Below are 19,440 nucleotides of genomic sequence, written 5' to 3'. Positions count from 1 at the left end.
TGCCTTCCCTCCCTTCCGCCAAGGAAACCGCAATGAGCAACTTCGTCACCGTCGCCGACGGCGCCCGCATCTTCTACAAGGATTGGGGTACCGGCCAGCCGATCGTGTTCGCCCACGGCTGGCCGCTGTCGTCCGATGCCTGGGACCCGCAGATGCTGTTCATGGGCCAGAACGGCTTCCGCGTGATCGCTCACGACCGTCGCAGCCACGGCCGCTCCAGCCAGACCTGGGACGGCAACGACATGGACACCTACGCCGATGACCTGGCCGCAGTGATCGAAGCACTGGACCTGAAGGATGCGATCCTGGTCGGCCATTCCACCGGTGGCGGCGAAGTGGCCCACTACATCGGCCGCCACGGCAGCAAGCGCGTGGCCAAGGTGGTGCTGGTCGGCGCGGTGCCGCCGCTGATGCTGAAGACCGAAGCCAACCCGGCCGGCACCCCGTTGGAAGTCTTCGACGGCATCCGCAAGGGCACCGGCGGCGACCGCTCGCAGTTCTTCAAGGACCTGACCACGCCGTTCTTCGGCGCCAACCGCGACGGCAACACCGTTACCCAGGGCATGCGTGATGTGTTCTGGCTGCAGGGCATGCTCGGTGGCGTCAAGGGTCAGTACGACTGCGTGCACGAGTTCTCGGAAGTGGACTACACCGAGGACCTGAAGAAGATCGATGTGCCGGCGCTGGTCGTGCACGGTGATGACGACCAGATCGTGCCGTTCGATGCCTCGGCCAAGCTGTCCTCGCAGATCATCAAGGACGCCGAGTTGAAGGTGTACCCCGGTGCGCCGCACGGCCTGACCGTTACCCACGCCGACCAGTTCAACGCCGACCTGCTGGCGTTCGCGCGTAAGTGATTCACCGCGGCGGCGCTACCCAGCGCCGCCGCACAAAAAAGGGGACGGAGGGGATCAAGTCGTTTGTGCACAAACGACTTGATCCCCTCCGTCCCCTTTTTGTCAGATGTCGCTGTGGTGGTGCGGGACCCCGGTCTTCGGCAGCGGGTCATGCCCACCCACGAAGTGGCGTACCACCGGTGCGCGCTCACCGCGATGCAGTTCCCGCAGCACTTCCTGGATCGCCTTGTCGTCGGCGGTGATGCGCTCGTGCTGGCGCAGGTGCTCCAGCCACGACGGGGTCACGAAATACTCCAGGTGGATGCCCGGGCTGGCCACATCCTCGACCACGCCCCAGACCACGGCACCATCGCGGCGGCGGATCGTGCCCAGCGCGCGCATCTGCGCCTGGAACGCGGCACGATCAGCGTCGTCGATACGGTACTCGATGGTGACCAGCACCGGGCCGCGATCGTTCGACACCGGCACCGACAGCTCTGGTGCCGGCCAGTGCCCGGCCGGACGCAGGTTCAGGTCTTCGGTACCGGCGATGCGCACGCGCCACACCAGCAATCCGCCGATCACCGCACCTGCGGCAGCCACCAGCAACGCCAGCTCCGGCGAGGTACGCTGAGCCAGCGCACCCCAGCTCAGGCCACCGGCCGCCATGCCGGCGGAGAACACCATGATGTACAGCGCCAGTGCACGCGCGCGTACCCACGCTGGTACCGCGGTCTGGGCGGCAATCTGCAGTGACGACAGCACGGTGATCCAGGCAAAACCGTTGATCAGCATCACCAATGGCAGCACGTACCAGCTGCGGGTCAGCGCCAGCCCGACCAGGCTCAGCGCAAGTGAGAGCGTGGCCAGCAGCACCAGCAGGTCGCGATCCATCTGCGCGCGCAGCTTCGGCAGCAGCAAGGCACCGCCCACTGCACCGATACCGATGCAGCCCAGCAGCATGCCGTACTGCCCGGCCCCACCGTGCATCTGCCCACGCACCACCACCGGCAGCAACGCGTTCATCGCCGCGGCAAAGAAAAAGAAGCCGACCGACTTGATCAGCACGGCCTGCAGGCGTCCGGCACGGCTGGCATAACGCAGGCCCGCCTTCAGCCCTGCGCCAAAACCCTCCGGCGGCAGGCTCGACTGCTTCGGGTCGCGCTTCCAGCCCCACACCACGAACAGCATCGCGGCGAAGGTGATGGCGTTGAAGCCGAACGCCCAGACCGCACCCAGCTGCGCCACGATCACACCGCCGATGGCCGGGCCGATCGAGCGCGCGATGTTGATGCCGATCGAGTTCAGCGCCACCGCTGAGGCCAGCATCGGCTGCGGCACCAGTTCGGACACGATCGCGGCCTGCGCCGGCATCGCCATCGCCGCGCCGCAGCCCATGCAGAAAGTCAGCAGCACCAGCAGCTGCGGGGTGAGCATGTCCATCGCGGTAAGTGTCGCCATTATCGCGGCGACCAGCAGCATCCAGCCCTGGGTCGCCAGCAGGTACCTGCGGCGATCGACGATGTCGGCCAGCGTTCCGGCGGCCAGCGCCAGCAGCACGATCGGCACGGTGGTGGCCGACTGCACCAGGGCAACCATCAACGGCGAGCCGGTACGCTCGGCCATCACCCAGGCGGCGGCCACGTCATTGACCCAGGTGCCGATGTTGCTGGCCAGGATTGCCAGCCAGATCGAACGGAACATCCGGATCTTCAGCGGGGACCAGGCACCTGCGGCCTGTGCGGGGGGGTGCGACGCGGTTGCGTTCACCATTGCCATGCTCCAACGATCGAGGCAAACAGCGTGTCCTGGCCACCGGCCTGCTTCAGCGCAGGACCCGCATCGATCCAGGCCAGCTGCAGCTGCCATTGCCAGTGTTCGCTGGCCTGCCAGCGGGTTTCGGATTTGTATTGGGTGCCTATCAGGCGTGCACCTCCGGCCGTGCCGGGCAAGGCCACCAGGGGTGCCGGCGTGGTGTACACCGCATCGGCACGACGATGCTTCCAGGCCATCTGTACGCCCAGCTCCGTCGTCACCGCGTCGTGCAGGCGGAGGGTCAGGGTCGGCTGGACGTCCATCAGGTTGGCCGGGGCCAGCAGGCTGGCCTCGCTGAAGTAGGCCGATTTCGGGAACAGTGCATTGAAGGTTCCCAGGCGGCCGTCATGCAGATTGCCATCGCCACTGGCGATGTCCGCCTTAAGTCCCAACCGCGGTTGCAGCGGCAGGTCCGTCCAGCGCCAGCCGGTGTCGGTGGCCAGCGTCCAGGCGCGGATGTCGAGCGTAGCTGCCGAGGTGCGCAGTTCACCGCCCTGCGCCACCAGTTCACTGTTCCAGTCCAGTGAACCGGACTGGCCGAACCAGCGCGCACCCACGGTCTGCCGCCGTTCGATGCCGAAACCCGCCGAGAAGCGTGCTCCTTCCCGGCGGTAGTCCAGCAGGTACAGATCCCACTGTCCTGCGCCCTGCCCGCGTGCCGTGGTGGCATAGGCACCCCACAGGTGGGCACCGTGTTCGCCATGATCATCGAAGGCTCCCGGCCGGTTCTTCACCGGCCGCAGCGCCATCAGGTCAAGCGTGCCGAGGCGGCCCTTCCAACCCAGGCGCGCACCATCGAAGGCCAGGCGGATATTCGGCCCATCGCGCACCGACAGCAGCCGCGAGCTGCCATAGCCGGCTTCCTGCCGGCCCAGTTGCAGGTGGAAGCTGCCACGCTGCCAGCGCCAGTACGCCTGCTGCACGTCCAGCGCGCTGCGGTCGGTGCGGCCAGGGCCGCCTGCCTTGCCATTCTCGGCATGCACGCCCAGCTGCAGCTTCGCCTGCCAGCTGTCCTCCGCATAGGTGGCCGAGGCCAGCGCGCGCAGCAGGCCGTAGCCATCTTCACTGCCACCGATGCCGAACCGGGTCGGGTCGTAGTACAGGCCACGCAGGCGCAGCGAGGCGTCCCACCGCAATTGGCCGTCGCCGGCGCCAGAGCAATGGCCACCCTCGCAGGCCAGCGCCAGCGATGGCACGGCCAGCAGCGCCAGGCTCAGAACGCGAAGCACGAACATCCCATCGCGCCCCAGAACGCGGCCAGGTCATCGGTGGGCGCCGCATGTTGCGCGGCATGACCGTGAGCACCATGCGTACTGCAGGCCACGCCGTGATGGTGGCGATGGGCGGCGGCCAACCCGGTGGCAGCACCGCCGACATGGTAGCCACCGAACCTGTTGACCGGCGACCAGTTGGGCATCGCCGGCGGCAGCTGCGGCGCCAGCCCGGCGTAGTCGCCGTCGGCATGCACGATGCGGCCACCGACCACGGTCAGCACGCTGGTGATGTCGGCGATCTGCGCATCGTCGACGCGGAAGAAGTCGGCCGAGAGCAGGATGAAGTCGGCCAGCTGGCCGGCTTTCAGCGTGCCCTTCACGGCCTCGTCGCCGGAGAACCAGGCGCTGCCCTGGGTCCACAGGCGCAGCGCCTGTTCGCGCTCCAGCAGATTCTCGTCGCCATACAGGGCCAGGCCACCGACGGTACGCCCGGTCACCAGCCACGACAGCGCCACCCATGGGTTGTAGCTGGCCACGCGGGTGGCGTCGGTACCGGCACCGACCGGCACGCCTTCGGCCAGCATGCGCTTGACCGGCGGCGTATGCCGCGCGGCCTGCACGCCATAGCGCTCGACGAAGGCTTCGCCCTGGTAGGCCATGCGGTGCTGCACGGCGATGCCGCCACCCAGCGCGCGGATGCGCTCGATGTTGCGCGGGGTGATGGTCTCGGCGTGGTCGATGAACCAGTGCAGGCCATCGAACGGCACCTCACGGTTCACCTGTTCGTAGACATCGAGAATGCGGCTGATGCTCTCGTCGTAGGTGGCGTGGATGCGGAACGGCCAACGCTTCTCGACCAGCAGCTTCACCACGTCGTGCAGTTCCGGCTCCAGTTCTGGTGGCAGCTCCGGTCGCGGTTCGTTGAACAACTCGAAGTCGGCCGCGGAGAACACCAGCATCTCGCCGGCACCGTTGTGGCGCAGCAAGTCATCGCCCTGGCGCGGCTGCAGGATCTCGCTCCAGCCACGGAAGTCATCCACCTCCTTGCCCTTGTTCTGGGTGAACAGGTTGTAGGCGATGCGCACTGTCAGCTGGTCATCGCGGTGCAGCTGCTCGATGACCTGGTAGTCCTCGGGATAGTTCTGGAAGCCGCCGCCGGCGTCGATCACCGAGGTGATGCCGAGCCGGTTCAGTTCGCGCATGAAGTGGCGCGTCGAGTTCGCCTGGTATTCGATCGGCAGGCGCGGGCCCTTGGCCAGCGTGGCGTACAGGATCAACGCATTGGGTTTGGCCAGCAGCAGCCCGGTCGGATTGCCCAGCGAATCGCGCACGATCTGGCCACCCGGCGGATCCGGCGTGTCCTTGCTGTAGCCGCACGCGCGCAGCGCGGCGCGGTTGAGCAGTGCGCGGTCGTACAGGTGCAGCAGGAACACCGGGGTATCCGGCGCGATGTCATTGAGCTCCTGCAGCGTCGGCAGGCGCTTCTCGTTGAACTGCGCGGCAGTGAAGCCACCGACCACGCGTACCCACTGCGGAGCGGGCGTGCGGTCGACCTGGGCCTTCAGCATGTCCAGGGCGTCGCCCAGCGAACGCAGGCCGTCCCAGCGCAGCTCCAGGTTGTAGTTCAGGCCACCACGGATCAGGTGGGTGTGGCTGTCGTTGAGGCCGGGCAGCAGGCGCCGGCCCTGCGCGTCGATCAGGGTCGCTTCATTGCCCCAGCCGCGCATGATCTCCTCGTCGCTGCCAACGGCGACGATACGCCCGTCCTGAACGGCCAGCGCCTGCGCATGCGGCTGCTGCGGATCGAGCGTGGTAATGCGAGCATTGCGGATGACCAGCGTGCTCATGCGACGCTCCTTGGAAGTGGAATCGAGTGCAGCACCGGCGCGACCTGCCACGCTGAGCGCAACAGCGGCACCGCTGGCCAGCACCACGTTGCGGCGGCCGTGATCGAGTGGATCGTGACTCATGCGAGGTCTCCCGGAAGTCGGTGGACGTCCAGCGCCCAGGTGCCGGGCCCGGCCAGCGCGATGGCCAGCAGTACCGTGGTCCACATCAACGGGTACTCACTGCCACCGCGCATCCAGAACCAGCCCCTGGGCAGGGCCAACAGGACGGTGAAGCCGATGAAAGCGGCCGCCGCAAGCGCGGCGATACGGGTCTGCCATCCCAGCAGCACGGCCAGCCCGGACAGCACCTGCAACAGGGCCAGCAACAGTGGCAAAGGTGCCACCGCTGGCAGCCCGAAGCCGCGCAGCTCGGTGGCGAAACCAGAGAGCCCCGGACCGCCGAACCAGCCGAACAGCTTGCCCAGCGCGTGCGGCAGCAGGAAGCCTCCAGCCGCCACGCGCAGCATCAGCAGGGCCAGGTCGAGGCCATGGCCAGCCAGCATGCTCAGTGCCCGCCTTCCTGCGCGCCAAACATGCGCTTGGCGTACTGGATGCCGATGCCATAGCCACCCGCGTGATCGCGCGCGATGCCGGTGGTCAGGTCGTAGGTTTCCCCGCGTGCCCAGTCGCGCTGCAGTTCGAGCAGGTACTGCACGCTGGTCATCGGCACCGCGCCGGCCTGCACCATGCGGGTGATCGCACGCTCGTGCGCTTCTTCGCTGACATCACCACAGGCATCGGTGATCACATATACCTCGAAGCCCTGCGCCAGTGCCGACAGCGCCGGGCCGACGATGCAGACGCTGGTCCACAGGCCGGCCATCACCAGCCGGCGCTTGCCGATACGGTTGATCTCGTCGATCACCGGCTGGTCTTCCCAGGTATTCATCGAGGTGCGGTCGAACACCGTCTGGCCCGGGAAGATCTGCGGCAGTTCGGGGAACATCGGGCCGGAGAACGAGGCTTCCGCCACCGTGGTCAGCAGCACCGGCACGTGGAAGCCCTTGGCACCCTTGCTGATCAGCGACACGTTGTTGCGCAGCGCGGAGATGTCGATGGTGTGCGTGGCAAACGCCATCTGCGACTGGAAGTCGATCAGCACCAGGGCGTGGTCGGTCGGCGACAGCAGCGCCGGGGCGGGAGTGGCGGTGGCAAGGCTCATGGATGGACTCCGTTGGAAACACGATCAAGGGGAAGCAACAGGGCGGCATCGCCGGCGACGTACTGGCCGGGGCTGCAGCCGGTCTCCGCGCGGAAGCTGCGGACGAAATGGCTCTGGTCGAAGAAGCCCAGCTGCTGGGCCAGGCAGGCCATCGGCAACTGCGCACCCGGCAGCAGCTGGCGCGCACGCTCGATGCGGCGGCGACGCACATAGCGCAGCGGGCTGGCACCGGTACCGGTACGGAACAGGCGCACCAGATGGAAGCGGCTGACGCAGGCGGCCGCCGCCAGCTCGGTCACCCGCAGCGGCTGCGACAGGTGTTCATCGACATAGCGCAATGCACGCTGCAATGCTGCGACCTGCTGTGGTGCCAGCGACGCAGCGGGGAATTCCTGTGGAGTAACGGTGGCCATCGAGGTCGCCGCGAGGGGGTGGCCCATGGTGCGGGGCGCCTGCACGATGCCCTACCCCCGTCGGTCGAGGCCAGCACCTACCCGAATGGGGGAGGCCGGCGGCCGATCACGCGGCGACCGAACAGCCGTGCGTCCAGCGAATAGGCGCCCGGCCCCAGCACCAGCAGGGCCAGAGGCAGCAGCGCCAGTGGCCAAGGCCCGGGCAGCGTGGACAGACCCGCGGCCGCCATCACTGCCGCCAGTGGTGTCAGCACACCAAGTGCGAGCATCGCTACGGCCAGCAGGTACAAGGCCGACCACCAGCCGCTTGGCATACCGGGCCCGCAAAGAGCGGCCGCAACGCACAGCCGCAGCCACAGCAGGCCAAGGCCCGGGCCACGGTCGGGAAACATCACGAACAGGCGCTGCATGACCGGGCTCCACGGGGCATGCCGGCGTGATATCGGAACGGACCGCGTGCCGCCTACCCCGTTCGGGTCACCCTGGCCTGCCCCGCACCTGCCAGAATGCGCACCATGCGTGGCCGCCCCTTCCCGTTCCTGCGTCGCCTACCGGCGCTGCTGACGTGCCTGCTGTTGATGACCGCCCTGCCCGCGCTCGCCGTGCAGCGTCCCGCCCTGAGCAGCGGACTGCCCGGCTACGAGCACACCGCATGGCGGGTCGGCCAGGGTGCGCCTGGCGATATATGGGACATTGCGCAGGACCGTGATGGACTGCTGTGGCTGGCGACCGGTTCTGGCCTGTACCGCTTCGACGGCCGCCGTTTTGAACGCCAGGCGCCACCACCGGGCAGCAGCTTCCCGTCCACCAACATGGTCACCCTGGCAGTCGGGCGCGATGACGCAATGTGGATCGGCTACTTCCAGGCCGGCATCAGCCAACTCGCACGCGGCCAACTGCACAGCTACGGTCGGCAACAGGGCGTACCGGTCGGCGTGGTGCCGCACTTCAGCCAGGACCGCGAGGGCCGCCTCTGGGCAGCGATCAATGGTGGGCTGCGCTGGTTCGATGGCCGGCGCTGGCAACGCCCGCCGGCCTCCACCGGGCTGCCGGAACACCGCGTGCAATGGGTGTTGCATGACAGCCGTGGCACGTTCTGGGTACTGGCGGATCTGAAGATATGGATGCGCGGACCCCACCAGGCGGCCTTCATTGATACCGGCATCGCCGTCTCGCAGATGGCAACACTGGTGGAGAACCCGCAGGGTGAGGTGTGGCTGGCCGACCGCGTCCGTGGCGCCTCGCCACTGGCAAACGCACATGGTCTGCTGACCGGGCCCGAACGTGAGGCGAGGCGCCTGCCCGACCTGGTCGCTGCCCGCATGCAGTTCACCACCGACGGCGCGCTGTGGGCGACGATGAGCCCGCATGGAGGCGTCGCCCGGGTCACGTTCGACGGCACCCGAGCCGTGCGCATGGAGCGCTTCGATTCACCGCATGGCCTGACGGCCACCTCGGCGGTGCCGATCATCGCCGACCGCGAAGGCAACCTCTGGGTAGGTACCAATCTTGGCCTCAACCGCTTCCGCGCGCGCAGCGTGCACACCCTGGCGGTCGGCCCCAGTGATCCCTACCGCTCGCTGGTGCGCACCACTGACGGACGGGTCTACGGCTACGGTGAAGACCTCAAGCCCTACGACCTGCGGCGGTCCCTGCTGGAAGGCAGCGCCGCACAGCTGCAGGCCGCAGCGCGGCAGTCACCTGCGCCGATCTGGCAGTTCGATTGGGTCAATCTGGCGCGCACTGTCGAAGGCCGTACCACGCTGATTCCGCTGCCCGCGCCGTTCACCGGGCAGCCGCTGCACGCCCTGCTGTTTCCCGACGAGACGCAGGCCTGGGTATGCACGGGCGAACGCGGTGTGCTGCATTACCGGGACGAGCAATGGCAGCGGGCGAGTCGCCTGCCCGAGCAGGCCTGCTCCTCCCTGGCGCTGGACGCCCATGGCCAGCTGCTGCTCGGCTACGCCGATGGTCGCGTGCGCCGGATGGGCACCACGACCATCGATGCCTTCGGCGCAGCGCAGGGCCTTTCGGTAGGGCCGGTGACCGCCCTGCTGCAGCATCAGGACCTGCTGCTGGTAGCCGGCGAAGCCGGACTCGCCGCACGCATCGGCGAGGGGCCCTTCGTTGCAGTGCGCACCGACATGGCCGGCGTCCTCGAAGGCATCACCGGCATGGTCGCCGATGCGGGCGGGCATCTGTGGCTCAATGGCAGCCGTGGCCTGGTGCGTCTTGAGAGCAGCCTGTTGCGCCGAGCAATGCAGGCAGGGCAGCAGGTGACGCCCCGCTTGTTCGATGCGGTGGATGGCATGCCCGGCATTGCCCTGCAGAGCGGGCCGATCGCCACCGCCACGCTGGCCGACGACGGTCTTCTGTGGCTGGCGACCAACCAAGGCCTGGCCTGGCTGGACACCAAGCGTTCGCACGTCAACACACTGGCACCCAGCGTTCGCATCGGCGACGTGCTGTATGGCAGCGAACAGCAACCACTGCGGGACGGCCTGCGCCTGCCGGCCGGCACCAGCCAGCTGCAGATCGACTACGTGGCGCTTTCACTGGCCCGCCCGGAGCGCAACCGCTATCGCTATCGACTCTCCGGCGTCGATGACGGCTGGCAGGACGCAGGCAGCAGCACCCGCGCCTATTACACCAACCTGGCGCCGGGAAGCTATCGCTTCGACGTGGAAGCCGCCAATGAGGACGGCATCTGGAGCACGGTCCCGGCCAGCCGCAGCTTCCGCATCGCGCCCACCTTCATCCAGACCGTGTGGTTCAAGCTGCTGTGCGTGGCCGCCGTGCTGGCGCTGCTCGTACTGGCCGTGCGCATCCGAAGTGGCCAGCTCGCCGCGCTGTTCCGCGCCCGCCTGCAGGAGCGAAATGGCGAACGTGAACGCATTGCGCGCGATCTGCACGACACCCTGCTGCAGGGCAGCCAGGGCCTGATCCTGCGCCTGCATGCAATCAGCCAGTCCGCGCAGACGCCAGAAGCAGTGCGCGGCCAGCTGGAGTCGGCGATGCAGCTGGCCGAGCGCAATCTGGCCGAGGGCCGCGAACGCGTCAACGCATTGCGCGACGGCCCTTTCGCCGGCCGCGACCTGGCTTCGGCACTGGCCGATGTGCACGCCGAGTACGCGGGGCATGGCACCAATCCTCTGCGCCTGACCGTTGAGGGCGCGACGCCACCACTACAGGCCGATGCCGCGGAGGAAGTGTTCCTGATTGGTCGCGAGGCCATCCGCAACGCGTTGCGCCACGCCAACGCCAGCGCCATCGAAGTGGAGCTGTCGTACGGCACGCGTTGCTTCCTGCTGCACGTGCGCGACGATGGCGTCGGCATCGCCGACGAGAACGCCGGCCATGGTCATTGGGGCCTGCAGGGCATGCGCGAACGCGCACAGCGCCTCGGTGCGGAACTGCAGCTGTGGACCCGCGCCGGGCTGGGGACCGAAGTCGCGCTGGCGGTTCCCGCCCGGCGCCTGTATCACCGCCGCCCATCGCGTTGGCGCTGGCCCTGGAGTAAAGCAAACCATGACTGAGTCCCCTGCCCCGATCGGCGTGCTGGTGGTCGACGACCACCCGTTGCTGCGTGACGGCCTGGCGGCGCTGCTGGGCGCCCATTCCGACCTGCGCCTGCTCGGCGAGGCCGCCGATGGCGAGGAAGCCATCGCACGCTACCAGCAGCTGCAGCCCGACGTGGTGCTGATGGACCTGCAGATGCCACGCCTGGATGGCGTCGAAGCGATCGTACGGATCCGCGCGGTGGACCCACGTGCCCGCATCATTGTGCTGACCACCTACCGCGGCGATGTACGCGCGGTGCGGGCCCTGCAGGCGGGTGCCAGCGCGTACCTGCTGAAGGACATGCTGCGCCACGAACTGGTCGACACCATCCGCATGGTGGCCGGTGGCCGCCGTGCGCCGATTCCTCCAGCGGTGGCTGCCAGCATCGCCGCGCATGTGATCGAAGACCGCCTGTCACCGCGCGAGACCGAGGTACTGCGGCACGTGGCCGGTGGCCTGTCGAACAAGCGAATCGGCGAACGCATGCAGATTTCCGAGCAGACGGTGAAGGCCCACATGAAGAGCCTGATGGACAAGCTGGGCGTGGGTGATCGCACGCATGCGGTGACCCAGGCGCTGAGGCGCGGCATCATCAGCCTGGACGACAGCGGTCACGATTAGGGGGGTGTTCGGCAGGGCTGCGCCCTGCACCCACGGTAGTGCCGGCCGCTGGCCGGCAACCTCAACAGCAAAAGCAACAGCAAAAGCGTGGAGTCCGTGGGATGGCGGGGCGGTGTCGGAGTGCGGGGACGCTGCAAGTACGTCCCTGTAAGCTTGGCAGCCGCATCCATGCGGCTGACACCCCGCACTCCGACACCGCCCCACCTCTGACAGAACTCCACGGCTGTTGGTAGGTGTCGACCTTGGTCGACACTTCTGTCAGATATCGAAATCAATCTGGGGTCAGATCCGTTCCAACACACCGCAGGAAACTGTCGAAGGCGGGGTGGGTCCGGTTGCGGGGGCGTGAGCGCCATGGGCCCGAGGCATGCCTCGGGCGGGTTGGGCAGGACGCCCAACCCCGGTCTTGCCGTGTGCGCAGGACAGCGCACACGAGCAAGGCGCGACCGAGCCTCCATGGACGGATTCACGGCGTCCCCCGCAACCGGACCCACCCCGCCTACCTACAGGAACCCCGCCGTTGCCGTTGCCGTTGCTGTTGCCGTTGCTGTTGCCTCCAGCAGGTGCAGGGCTGCAAGCCCTGCCGAACACCACCCCTACTTCAAACGCAGCAGCAGGCTGCCGCCCGCACATACCACCGCCAGCCAGGCCACGCCGTGCCACCCCCACTGCGCCAGCGCCAGGCTGCCCAGCGCACCACCGGCGGCCATGCCGATGAACATGCCGGTAAACAGCAGCGCATTGAGCCGGCTGCGTGCCGGCGGCACCAGGCCATAGACCAGCGTCTGGTGCGCCACCAGCGCCGACTGGAAGCCGAAGTCGAACAGCAGCGCACTCACCACCAGCAGCGGCAGCAGCGCGACGGCCGGCAGCCAGGACTCGGCCAGCAGCAGGCCGAAGCCCAGCAACGCCACCGCGATCGCCAGCCGCGCCACTGCATGGCAACCCAAGCGATCGGCGAATCGACCCGCAAATGGTGCGGCCAGTGCACCGGCCGCACCCGCAATACCGAACGCACCCGCCGCCGCACTGCCCAGGCCCAGACGAGCATGCAGCATCAGCGCCAGCGTCGACCAGAATGCACTGAAACCCACCGCCAGCAGCGACTGGCTGGCCACCGCACGGCGCAGCTGCGGCTGCTCGCGCCACAACGCCAGCAATGAGCCCAGCAACGCCGGATAGCGCAGCGTGCTGGTCGGTGCAAAACGCGGCAGCGCACGCGCCATCACCGCGCCCATCGCCGCCACCGATACCGCAGCCAGTACGAACTGCGTGCGCCAACCCCACGCTTCAGCCACCACACCACTGACCACGCGCGACAACAGGATGCCCAGCAACAAGCCGGTCATCACCCGGCCGACGATCTGCCCGCGCTGCGCATCCGGTGCCAGCACCGCAGCGGCCGGCACGATGTCCTGCGCCAGCGTGGCCATCAGCCCGACCAGCAGGCTGGCCATCAGCAGGCCCGGCAGGTGCCCGGCCATCGCTGCAGCACCCAATGCCAGTGCCAGCAATGCAGATTTCAACAGGATCAGGTTGCGGCGGTCGAACCGGTCACCCAGCGGCGCCAGCAGCAGGATGCCCATTGCATAGCCAAGCTGGGTCAGGGTCGGTACCAGGCCAGCGGCGCGCTCACCCGCGCCGAGGTCCTGGGCGATCAGGCCCAGCATCGGCTGGCTGTAATAGAGCGAGGCGACCGAGAAGCCGGCGCCGGCCGCCATTGCCAGCACCAGCGGGGTGGAGGGTGCAGTCGCGGGTGCGGCGGCGACGGACAGCGAAGGGGTAGACATGGGGGAGTCCGGTGGAAGAAGTGGACGTATCCTGCCCGCATTCGCCCAACGTCTGTAGTAGGCTGAAATACATATCATTCATACGCCATACGCATGACCGACCTCACCGCTGGCGCCGATCGCCTGGATCTGCTGCGCACCTTCCTGCGCATCGTCGATGCCGGCAGCCTCTCTGCCGCAGCCGCGCAGCTGGGCACCACCCAGCCAACGGTCAGCCGACGCCTGCAGGCATTGGAGCGGCAGCTCGGCCTGCGCCTGCTGCTGCGCTCCACCCATGGCCTGCAACTGACCGAGGATGGCCTGCGCTGCCAGCGCCATGCGCAACGCGTGGTCGACGAATGGGAGTCGCTGCAGGCCGAACTCCACGGCGAGCCGGAAACACTGCGCGGCCGTCTGCGGGTGATGGTGCCGCATGCCTTCGGCCAGGCGCAGCTGCTGCCGACCATGCTCGCATTCCTCGCCCGGCATCCGCAGCTGAGCCTGGAGTGGATCCTTGAAGATCGGCGTCCGGATTTCATTGCAGAAGGCATCGACTGCGCGGTGCGGGTGGGCCCGGTCGACGAACCGCGCATGGTCGCGCTGCCGCTGGCCGAAGTACCGCGCATCGTCGTGGCGGCGCCCTCGCTGGTGGACGTCACAGCGGTCGGTACGCCGGAACAGGCGCAGTCACTGCCGTGGATCTCGCTGGTCACCTACTACCGCGAACGACTGCTGCTGCATGACGCGCAGGGGCACGCGCATACCCTTTCGATCAGCCCGCGCCTGCTCAGCGACAACCTGTTCGTGGTGCAGCAGGCCGCATGTGCCGGGCTGGGAGCGGCCGTGGTCTCGGCCTGGCTGGTGGCCGACGACCTCGCACAAGGGCGGCTGGTGCAGCTGCTGCCGGACTGGCAGGCACCGCCACTGCCGGTACACGTGGTATTTCCCGCCGCGCGCCAGCAGCCGCCGCGGCTGCGCGCCTTCATCGATGCGATGAAGGCCGCACTACCGCAGCTGCACGGCATGCGGCCGGCGCCGCGCTAGGTCACCGGCCGCATCATCCACGCATGGCGTGGATCTACTGCTGATCGCGGGTATGGATGCCCGGACGGTAACCGGTAGATCCACGCCATGCGTGGATTCCGCCCCGCCACACCATCAATTGGCCTTCGCCGCCTCGGCATTCCACGCCGCGACCTTGGCCTTGGTGTCGGCCAGCATCCTGTCCAGCGCGGCGCGGTCATACACGTTGCCGCGCAGGATCACGCTGTCGATCTTCTCCGTGGCGGCAATGTTCTGCAGCGGGTTGGCAGTCAGCAGCACCAGATCGGCGGCCTTGCCCTGCGCAACGCTACCGTAGCGTTCCATCTGGCCGAGCCAGGCCGGGCCGGAACGGGTTGCGGCCGACAGTGCCTGCGGTGCGCTCAGGCCTTCCTTCACGAACAGCTGCAGTTCCTGGTGCAGGGCGATGCCCGGGAAGTTGAACGAATTGAGGAAGCCTGCATCGGTGCCAGCGATGATCGTCACGCCGGCCGCCTGCAGCATCGGCAGCACTGCGGCCACCTGGTGGTACTGCGCGTGGCGCGCTTCGATCTGCGCCGGCGTCGCCTTCGCCGCGCGGTCCACGCGCCACTGGTAGGTCGCGCGCAGGCCCGGGCCGATGTAGGCCAGGTACGGGTCGTTGGCGTGGTCATCCTGGTCCAGGAAATCGAGGATACGGCCGCCGTTGAGGGTCGGGGTCACGAATACGCCACGCTTGGCGAAATCACGGTAGGCCCGCATTGCGGTGTCACGGTCGAAGCTGGAGTCGAGGCGGCGGTTGGCTTCGGCACGGTCGATGCGGCCAGCTCCGAAGTCGGCGGCAATCTGCGCCTCGTCCTTGCTGCCGGCCTTGAACGCGTAGTCCAGGTGCTCGATCGAGGCCAGGCCGGCATCGACCGCCTGCTCCACGGTCAGCGCCATCGGGATGTGGCCCGACGCCTTGAATCCGGCCTTGCGCGCGGCACTGGCCGAGTACAGGAACAGTTCCGGCTTCAGCGTGCTGTCGGTGATCTTCACGAAATCGACCTTGTCGTGCTGCAGGCGGGCGATTGCCTTGTCGGCGTCGGCCTCGCTGCCCACTTCGATCGTGCCCTTCCAGACCGGCTTGATGCCTTCGATCTTCGCGCCGGAACTCAGCAGGCGCGGGCCGAACAGGGTGCCCTTGGCGATCTCGCCACGCCACTGCAGCACCTGCTCGGGCAGATCACCAGAGCAGTCACGCACGGTGGTGATGCCGTGCGCGATGTACAGCGGCAGCAGTGCCTTGTTCTCTTCGATCAGCGCCGGGCCACCACCGAAGTGCACGTGCATGTCCCACAGCCCCGGGATCAGGTATTTGCCCTTGGCATCGATCTGGCGGGTCGCGCTCCACTGGCTGCGCAGCTGCGCGTCCGGGCCGACAGCGACGATGTCGTCGCCGCGGATCACCACGCTCTGACCAGCCAGGGTACTGGCGTGCTCGACGTCGACCACGGTGGCATTACGGATCAGCAGGTCGGCGCGCTCGGCAGCAGATGCCGACAGCGGCGCCACCACAAGGAGGATGGCAAGGGACAACGGACGGGAACGGAACATGGACAGCATCCTGGTGGGCACGCCCAGCGTGCGGGTGGAAGGGGTTGCGGCTCAGCGCACCGCGCCGTGCTGGCGCAGCAGGGATTCAATTCCGGTATAGCCGCGCTGGCGCGCGTGTGCCAGCGGCGTTACGCCATCGCCGTCGGCCAGCTCCGGGTCGGCACCGGCCTCCAGCAGCAGCTGCACGATCTGCACGTGGCGCACGCCGCCATCGCCGAGCAGGATCGCTTCCAGCAGCGCGGTCCAGTGCAGCCGGTTGACATGGTCCACCGCCACGCCGGCCCGCAGCAGCGTGCGCACAGTGGCGACATGGCCGCGCTCGGCGGCGGGAATCAGCGCGGTGCCGCCATAGCGGTTGGTGCTGCGAAGATCGGCACCATGCGCCAGGGTCATCGCCAGGATCTCATCAAGGCCACGCGCGCCTGCGTACAGGTAGGCGCTGTCCTGCAACGCATCCTTGGCGTTGACGTCGGCACCGGCCTCGATCAGCTCGCGCGCGGCATCCACGTTGTTGCCATGCGTGGCCAGCAGCAGCGCGGTGCGGCCCTGTCCATCGCGCGCCTCCATCGTGGCGCCCTCCTCGATCGCCTGTCGCACCGCAGCAGCGTCACCGCGGCTGGCAGCATCCCGCAGGCGGCCATCGACGTCGGCTTTGGACGTTGCGGTGCAGGCCGGGGTGACCATGGCCAGCAGGCACAACAGCAGCACGCGCGCGAACGGCGCACGCCAGCCAGGGGAACGATGGACGCGCATGACAGTGACTCCTCATGTCCGTCGCCACGGAGCACCGGGCGACGGTAGCAACAGCCGGGCATTGCCGGCCCCTGCCCTGCATGGTAGAAGTCGGCTTGGGTATCCAGAAGTGAAATGTTCAAATGCAAGACAGTGCCAAATCGAATAGAACCCTGTTCGAACTGGACCTGCTGCGGGCGCTGGTGATGGTGGCCGACTGCGGCAGCTTCACCACGGCGGCCACGCGCCTGCATTCGACACAATCCACGGTCAGCCAGAAGGTACGCCGGCTGGAGGAACTGGCCGGGCATCGCCTGCTCGAACGCGGCCACCGCGATGTGCACCCCACCGACGCCGGCCACACCCTGCTCGGCTACGCGCGGCGCATGCTCGACCTGAACGAGGAAATGGCACAGGCGCTGGCCGGTGCGACGGTGGAGACCGCCGTCCGCATCGGCGTGCCCGAGGATTTCGTCAACCCGCAGACCACGCGCATGCTGGCCGCTTTCAGCCGCCGCCATCCGCAGGTGAAGCTGGAGATCAGCAGCGGCCTCAGCCGTGACCTGGCGCAGGGCTTCGACCACGGCGAGCTGGATCTGGTGCTGGTCAAGCAGCGCCGCAACAGCCGCCAGGCGGTGCATTGCCGGCGCGAGCCGATGCACTGGATCGACAGCCTGCGCAGCAGCTGCCTGCAGCAGGACCCGCTGCCACTGGTCACGTTCCCGCCGCGTGGGCTGTACCGCGACGAGATGATCCACGCCGTGGAAGCGCTGGGCCTGCGCTGGCGCATCGCCTTCACCAGCTCGTCGCTCAGTGGCATCCAGGGCGCCGTGGCCGATGGCATCGGCATCAGCCTGCTGCCGCGCCGCGCGGTCAGCCGCGAGCACCGCATCATCGATGGCGAGCGTGAGCTGCCGGTGATCGACAACTACGAGATCGGCCTGCTGCATCGCCCGGACGCTGATGATGCCGTGCGTGCGCTGGCCAGCGAGCTGTGGCGGCAGGTACAACGCGAACCGGATTGACCACGGTAGGTCCACGCCACGCGTGGATGAACTTCGCGCATCACGCATCGAAACATGGTCAATCCGGCCGCACGGCCGGCAACATCGGCTCGTAGAGTGCCTGATGTTTCCGTGCCCCACGGCGCCTTGCCATGTCCGACGAAATCCCCACCCGTTTCGATCCCCTGCCCGCTGCCCTGCAGACGCATCTGCAGCACCAGCGTTCGCTGATCGCCGCGCGCGTGGCCGCCGGCTTTCCGACGTTGCCGGTGCAGTGGCCGCTGGCGGCCACCACCCTGCAGCGCGTGGTCGATGCGGAGCTGATCGATCGTGACGACTGCGAAGGCTGGGAAGCACTGGGCGTGGCCTTCGGTGACACCCTGGCCCAGCGCGTGCCGGGCCTGGCCTGGATGCAGGTGACCGATGCCTGGGGCATCGACGCGGTGCTGCGCTATGCCGACAGCAGCCTGCAGATCGGCGCCAGCACGCTGCTGCTCAAGCGCGTCGAGCAGGGCGAGATCATCGACATCGCCCATCTGCTGGCGTGGCTTGAGGAATTCATCGCCACCCGCGCCGACGATTACGCCTGAAAGGTCGCCGAGCATGGCTCGGCACTACAGGGGGTTGCGCGGCGTGGATCTAGAGCCAGCGGCCGTCGACCACCACGCGGCGCTCCAGCGGCACCGCAGCCACGGCCGCCGGGCCGTGGTCGGCACGCACGGCCACGAAGGTCGCCGGCCGGCCTTCGGCAATACCATGCTGCGGCAGGCCGATCGCCTGCGCGGCATGGGTGGTGACCATGTCCAGCGCCAGCATCAGGTCGGCATCGGTGTAGAAGCCGGACCGGTAGCCCAGCAGCATCGCCCGCTGCAGCAGGTCGCCATTGCCATACGGCCACCAGCAGTCACGGATGTTGTCGTTGCCTGCGAACACGCGCACACCGGCATCATGCAGCGCGCGCAGCGGCGGGAACGGATGATCCCCCGGCGCGTTGCTCATGATCGCCACACCCGCGGTGGCCAATGCTTCGCCCACCTGCAGCGCGCGCGCCAGCGGCACGTCGCCCAGCGAATAGGCATGGCTGACCGCAACACGCCCCTGCAGGCCGGCGGCCCGGGTACGCGCAGCGATGCGCAGCAGCTGCGCCAGACCGGTTTCGCCGGGCTCGTGCAGATGGATGTCCAGCTGCACACCGTAGCGCTCGGCCAGAGCGAACAACAGCGCCAGCTGGCCTTCGGCATCACCATCGAGCGTGGTGGGGTCGATGCCGCCGAGCACTTCCACGCCCGCAGCAAGCGCCTGCTCCAGTACGGTGGCGGTACCCGGACAGGACATCACCCCGGCCTGCGGGAATGCCACCAGCTGGATGCGCATGATGTCGGCACAGCGCAACGCCGCCTCGCGTACTGCCTCGAGATGGCCGAGACCGGTGCTGGCGTCGATATCGACATGGCAGCGCATCGCCACCGTACCGAAAGCACTGCATTGGCGGATCAGCGCCTCGGCACGGTCCACCATCGGTGCCGCACCCGCCACCGCCGCCTTCTCCACCGCCAGCCGCTCCCGCAGGCTGTTCACCGGCTGATGCGGGTGCCAATGGTCGCCGACGAAGCTTTTGTCGAGGTGGATGTGGCCGTCGACCAGCCCGGGCAGCACCGCGAACCCCTGCAGGTTGACGCATTCCGCCCCTTCTGTCGGCACGGCCTCGCCATTGAGGCTGCTGATGCGGCCATCACGGATATGGAAGTGCAGTGGCGCACCGTCGCGGTCGACACCGCCATGGACGAACTGGAGGGTCATCGGGAACT

Annotated in this window: 17 protein-coding genes; 6 read left to right on the top strand and 11 right to left on the bottom strand. The window is 68.0% G+C overall.

Annotated elements, in window-relative coordinates; genetic code table 11:
• The first annotated feature begins 32 nt into the window (after positions 1-32).
• Positions 33-857: an alpha/beta fold hydrolase gene (locus tag AC5QAH_RS03755; protein ID WP_071305363.1), complete on the top strand. Its 825-nt coding sequence runs from the start codon at positions 33-35 to the stop codon at positions 855-857.
• 102 nt (positions 858-959) lie between these two features.
• On the opposite strand, the gene AC5QAH_RS03750 is transcribed toward AC5QAH_RS03755, so the two are convergent.
• The 7 genes from AC5QAH_RS03750 to AC5QAH_RS03720 form a co-directional block, all read right to left on the bottom strand.
• A complete protein-coding gene (locus tag AC5QAH_RS03750) occupies positions 960-2,609 on the bottom strand; it encodes an MFS transporter (protein ID WP_313510506.1) in 1,650 nt (549 codons plus the stop codon).
• The gene (locus tag AC5QAH_RS03745) at positions 2,603-3,886 is read right to left on the bottom strand and encodes an alginate export family protein (RefSeq protein ID WP_313510504.1); all 1,284 of its coding nucleotides are present in this window, start codon (positions 3,884-3,886) and stop codon (positions 2,603-2,605) included. The genes AC5QAH_RS03750 and AC5QAH_RS03745 overlap by 7 nt, the downstream gene beginning before the upstream one ends.
• Positions 3,865-5,712: an amidohydrolase family protein gene (locus tag AC5QAH_RS03740; protein ID WP_197655064.1), complete on the bottom strand. Its 1,848-nt coding sequence runs from the start codon at positions 5,710-5,712 to the stop codon at positions 3,865-3,867. Before AC5QAH_RS03740 ends, AC5QAH_RS03745 begins: the two co-directional genes overlap by 22 nt.
• 119 nt (positions 5,713-5,831) lie before the next feature.
• Entirely contained in the window at positions 5,832-6,257 is a 426-nt protein-coding gene (locus tag AC5QAH_RS03735) for a DoxX family protein (RefSeq protein ID WP_005410009.1), read from the bottom strand.
• 2 nt (positions 6,258-6,259) lie between these two features.
• On the bottom strand, positions 6,260-6,916 hold the full coding sequence (locus tag AC5QAH_RS03730) for a hydrolase (RefSeq protein ID WP_010485105.1): 657 nt from the start codon (positions 6,914-6,916) through the stop codon (positions 6,260-6,262).
• Complete coding sequence (locus tag AC5QAH_RS03725) at positions 6,913-7,356, bottom strand: helix-turn-helix transcriptional regulator (protein WP_019337880.1); 444 nt, start codon at positions 7,354-7,356, stop codon at positions 6,913-6,915. The genes AC5QAH_RS03730 and AC5QAH_RS03725 overlap by 4 nt, the downstream gene beginning before the upstream one ends.
• Before the next feature lie 50 nt (positions 7,357-7,406).
• Positions 7,407-7,739, bottom strand: a complete 333-nt coding sequence (locus tag AC5QAH_RS03720; protein WP_053443205.1) for a hypothetical protein — start codon at positions 7,737-7,739, stop codon at positions 7,407-7,409.
• A 96-nt stretch (positions 7,740-7,835) separates the two neighbouring features.
• Here AC5QAH_RS03720 and AC5QAH_RS03715 point away from each other — a divergent pair, with 96 nt between their 5' ends.
• Together AC5QAH_RS03715 and AC5QAH_RS03710 are read left to right on the top strand one after the other, a co-directional pair.
• The gene (locus AC5QAH_RS03715; RefSeq protein WP_495232098.1) at positions 7,836-10,865 is read left to right on the top strand and encodes a sensor histidine kinase; all 3,030 of its coding nucleotides are present in this window, start codon (positions 7,836-7,838) and stop codon (positions 10,863-10,865) included.
• Positions 10,858-11,511, top strand: a complete 654-nt coding sequence (locus tag AC5QAH_RS03710) for a response regulator (RefSeq protein ID WP_126560839.1) — start codon at positions 10,858-10,860, stop codon at positions 11,509-11,511. Before AC5QAH_RS03715 ends, AC5QAH_RS03710 begins: the two co-directional genes overlap by 8 nt.
• A gap of 596 nt (positions 11,512-12,107) precedes the next feature.
• On the opposite strand, the gene AC5QAH_RS03705 is transcribed toward AC5QAH_RS03710, so the two are convergent.
• Positions 12,108-13,301 carry an MFS transporter gene (locus AC5QAH_RS03705; RefSeq protein WP_241874909.1) on the bottom strand — a complete coding sequence of 398 codons (1,194 nt, stop codon included), beginning with the start codon at positions 13,299-13,301 and terminating at the stop codon, positions 12,108-12,110.
• A gap of 93 nt (positions 13,302-13,394) precedes the next feature.
• Between AC5QAH_RS03705 and AC5QAH_RS03700 the strand changes: the two genes are divergently transcribed.
• On the top strand, positions 13,395-14,324 hold the full coding sequence (locus tag AC5QAH_RS03700; RefSeq protein ID WP_241888113.1) for a LysR family transcriptional regulator: 930 nt from the start codon (positions 13,395-13,397) through the stop codon (positions 14,322-14,324).
• A 114-nt stretch (positions 14,325-14,438) separates the two neighbouring features.
• Here AC5QAH_RS03700 and AC5QAH_RS03695 read toward each other — a convergent pair whose 3' ends face one another.
• Positions 14,439-15,896: an amidohydrolase family protein gene (locus AC5QAH_RS03695; protein ID WP_423165586.1), complete on the bottom strand. Its 1,458-nt coding sequence runs from the start codon at positions 15,894-15,896 to the stop codon at positions 14,439-14,441.
• 51 nt (positions 15,897-15,947) lie between these two features.
• On the bottom strand, positions 15,948-16,649 hold the full coding sequence (locus tag AC5QAH_RS03690; RefSeq protein ID WP_495232097.1) for an ankyrin repeat domain-containing protein: 702 nt from the start codon (positions 16,647-16,649) through the stop codon (positions 15,948-15,950).
• Positions 16,650-16,771: 122 nt separating this feature from the next.
• Here AC5QAH_RS03690 and AC5QAH_RS03685 point away from each other — a divergent pair, with 122 nt between their 5' ends.
• A complete protein-coding gene (locus tag AC5QAH_RS03685; protein ID WP_010485086.1) occupies positions 16,772-17,653 on the top strand; it encodes a LysR substrate-binding domain-containing protein in 882 nt (293 codons plus the stop codon).
• 131 nt (positions 17,654-17,784) lie between these two features.
• A complete protein-coding gene (locus AC5QAH_RS03680) occupies positions 17,785-18,222 on the top strand; it encodes a DUF3806 domain-containing protein (protein WP_010485084.1) in 438 nt (145 codons plus the stop codon).
• A 49-nt stretch (positions 18,223-18,271) separates the two neighbouring features.
• Here the strand turns inward: AC5QAH_RS03680 and AC5QAH_RS03675 are convergent, their stop codons facing one another.
• Positions 18,272-19,432, bottom strand: a complete 1,161-nt coding sequence (locus tag AC5QAH_RS03675) for an amidohydrolase family protein (protein WP_329766735.1) — start codon at positions 19,430-19,432, stop codon at positions 18,272-18,274.
• Between the last annotated feature and the right edge of the window lie 8 nt (positions 19,433-19,440).

Source organism: Stenotrophomonas sp. YJH_SMC_43 (genome assembly GCF_059372535.1).
The sequence above is the reverse complement of the archived record's forward strand: the minus strand, read 5'-3'. Positions and strand labels throughout refer to the sequence as shown.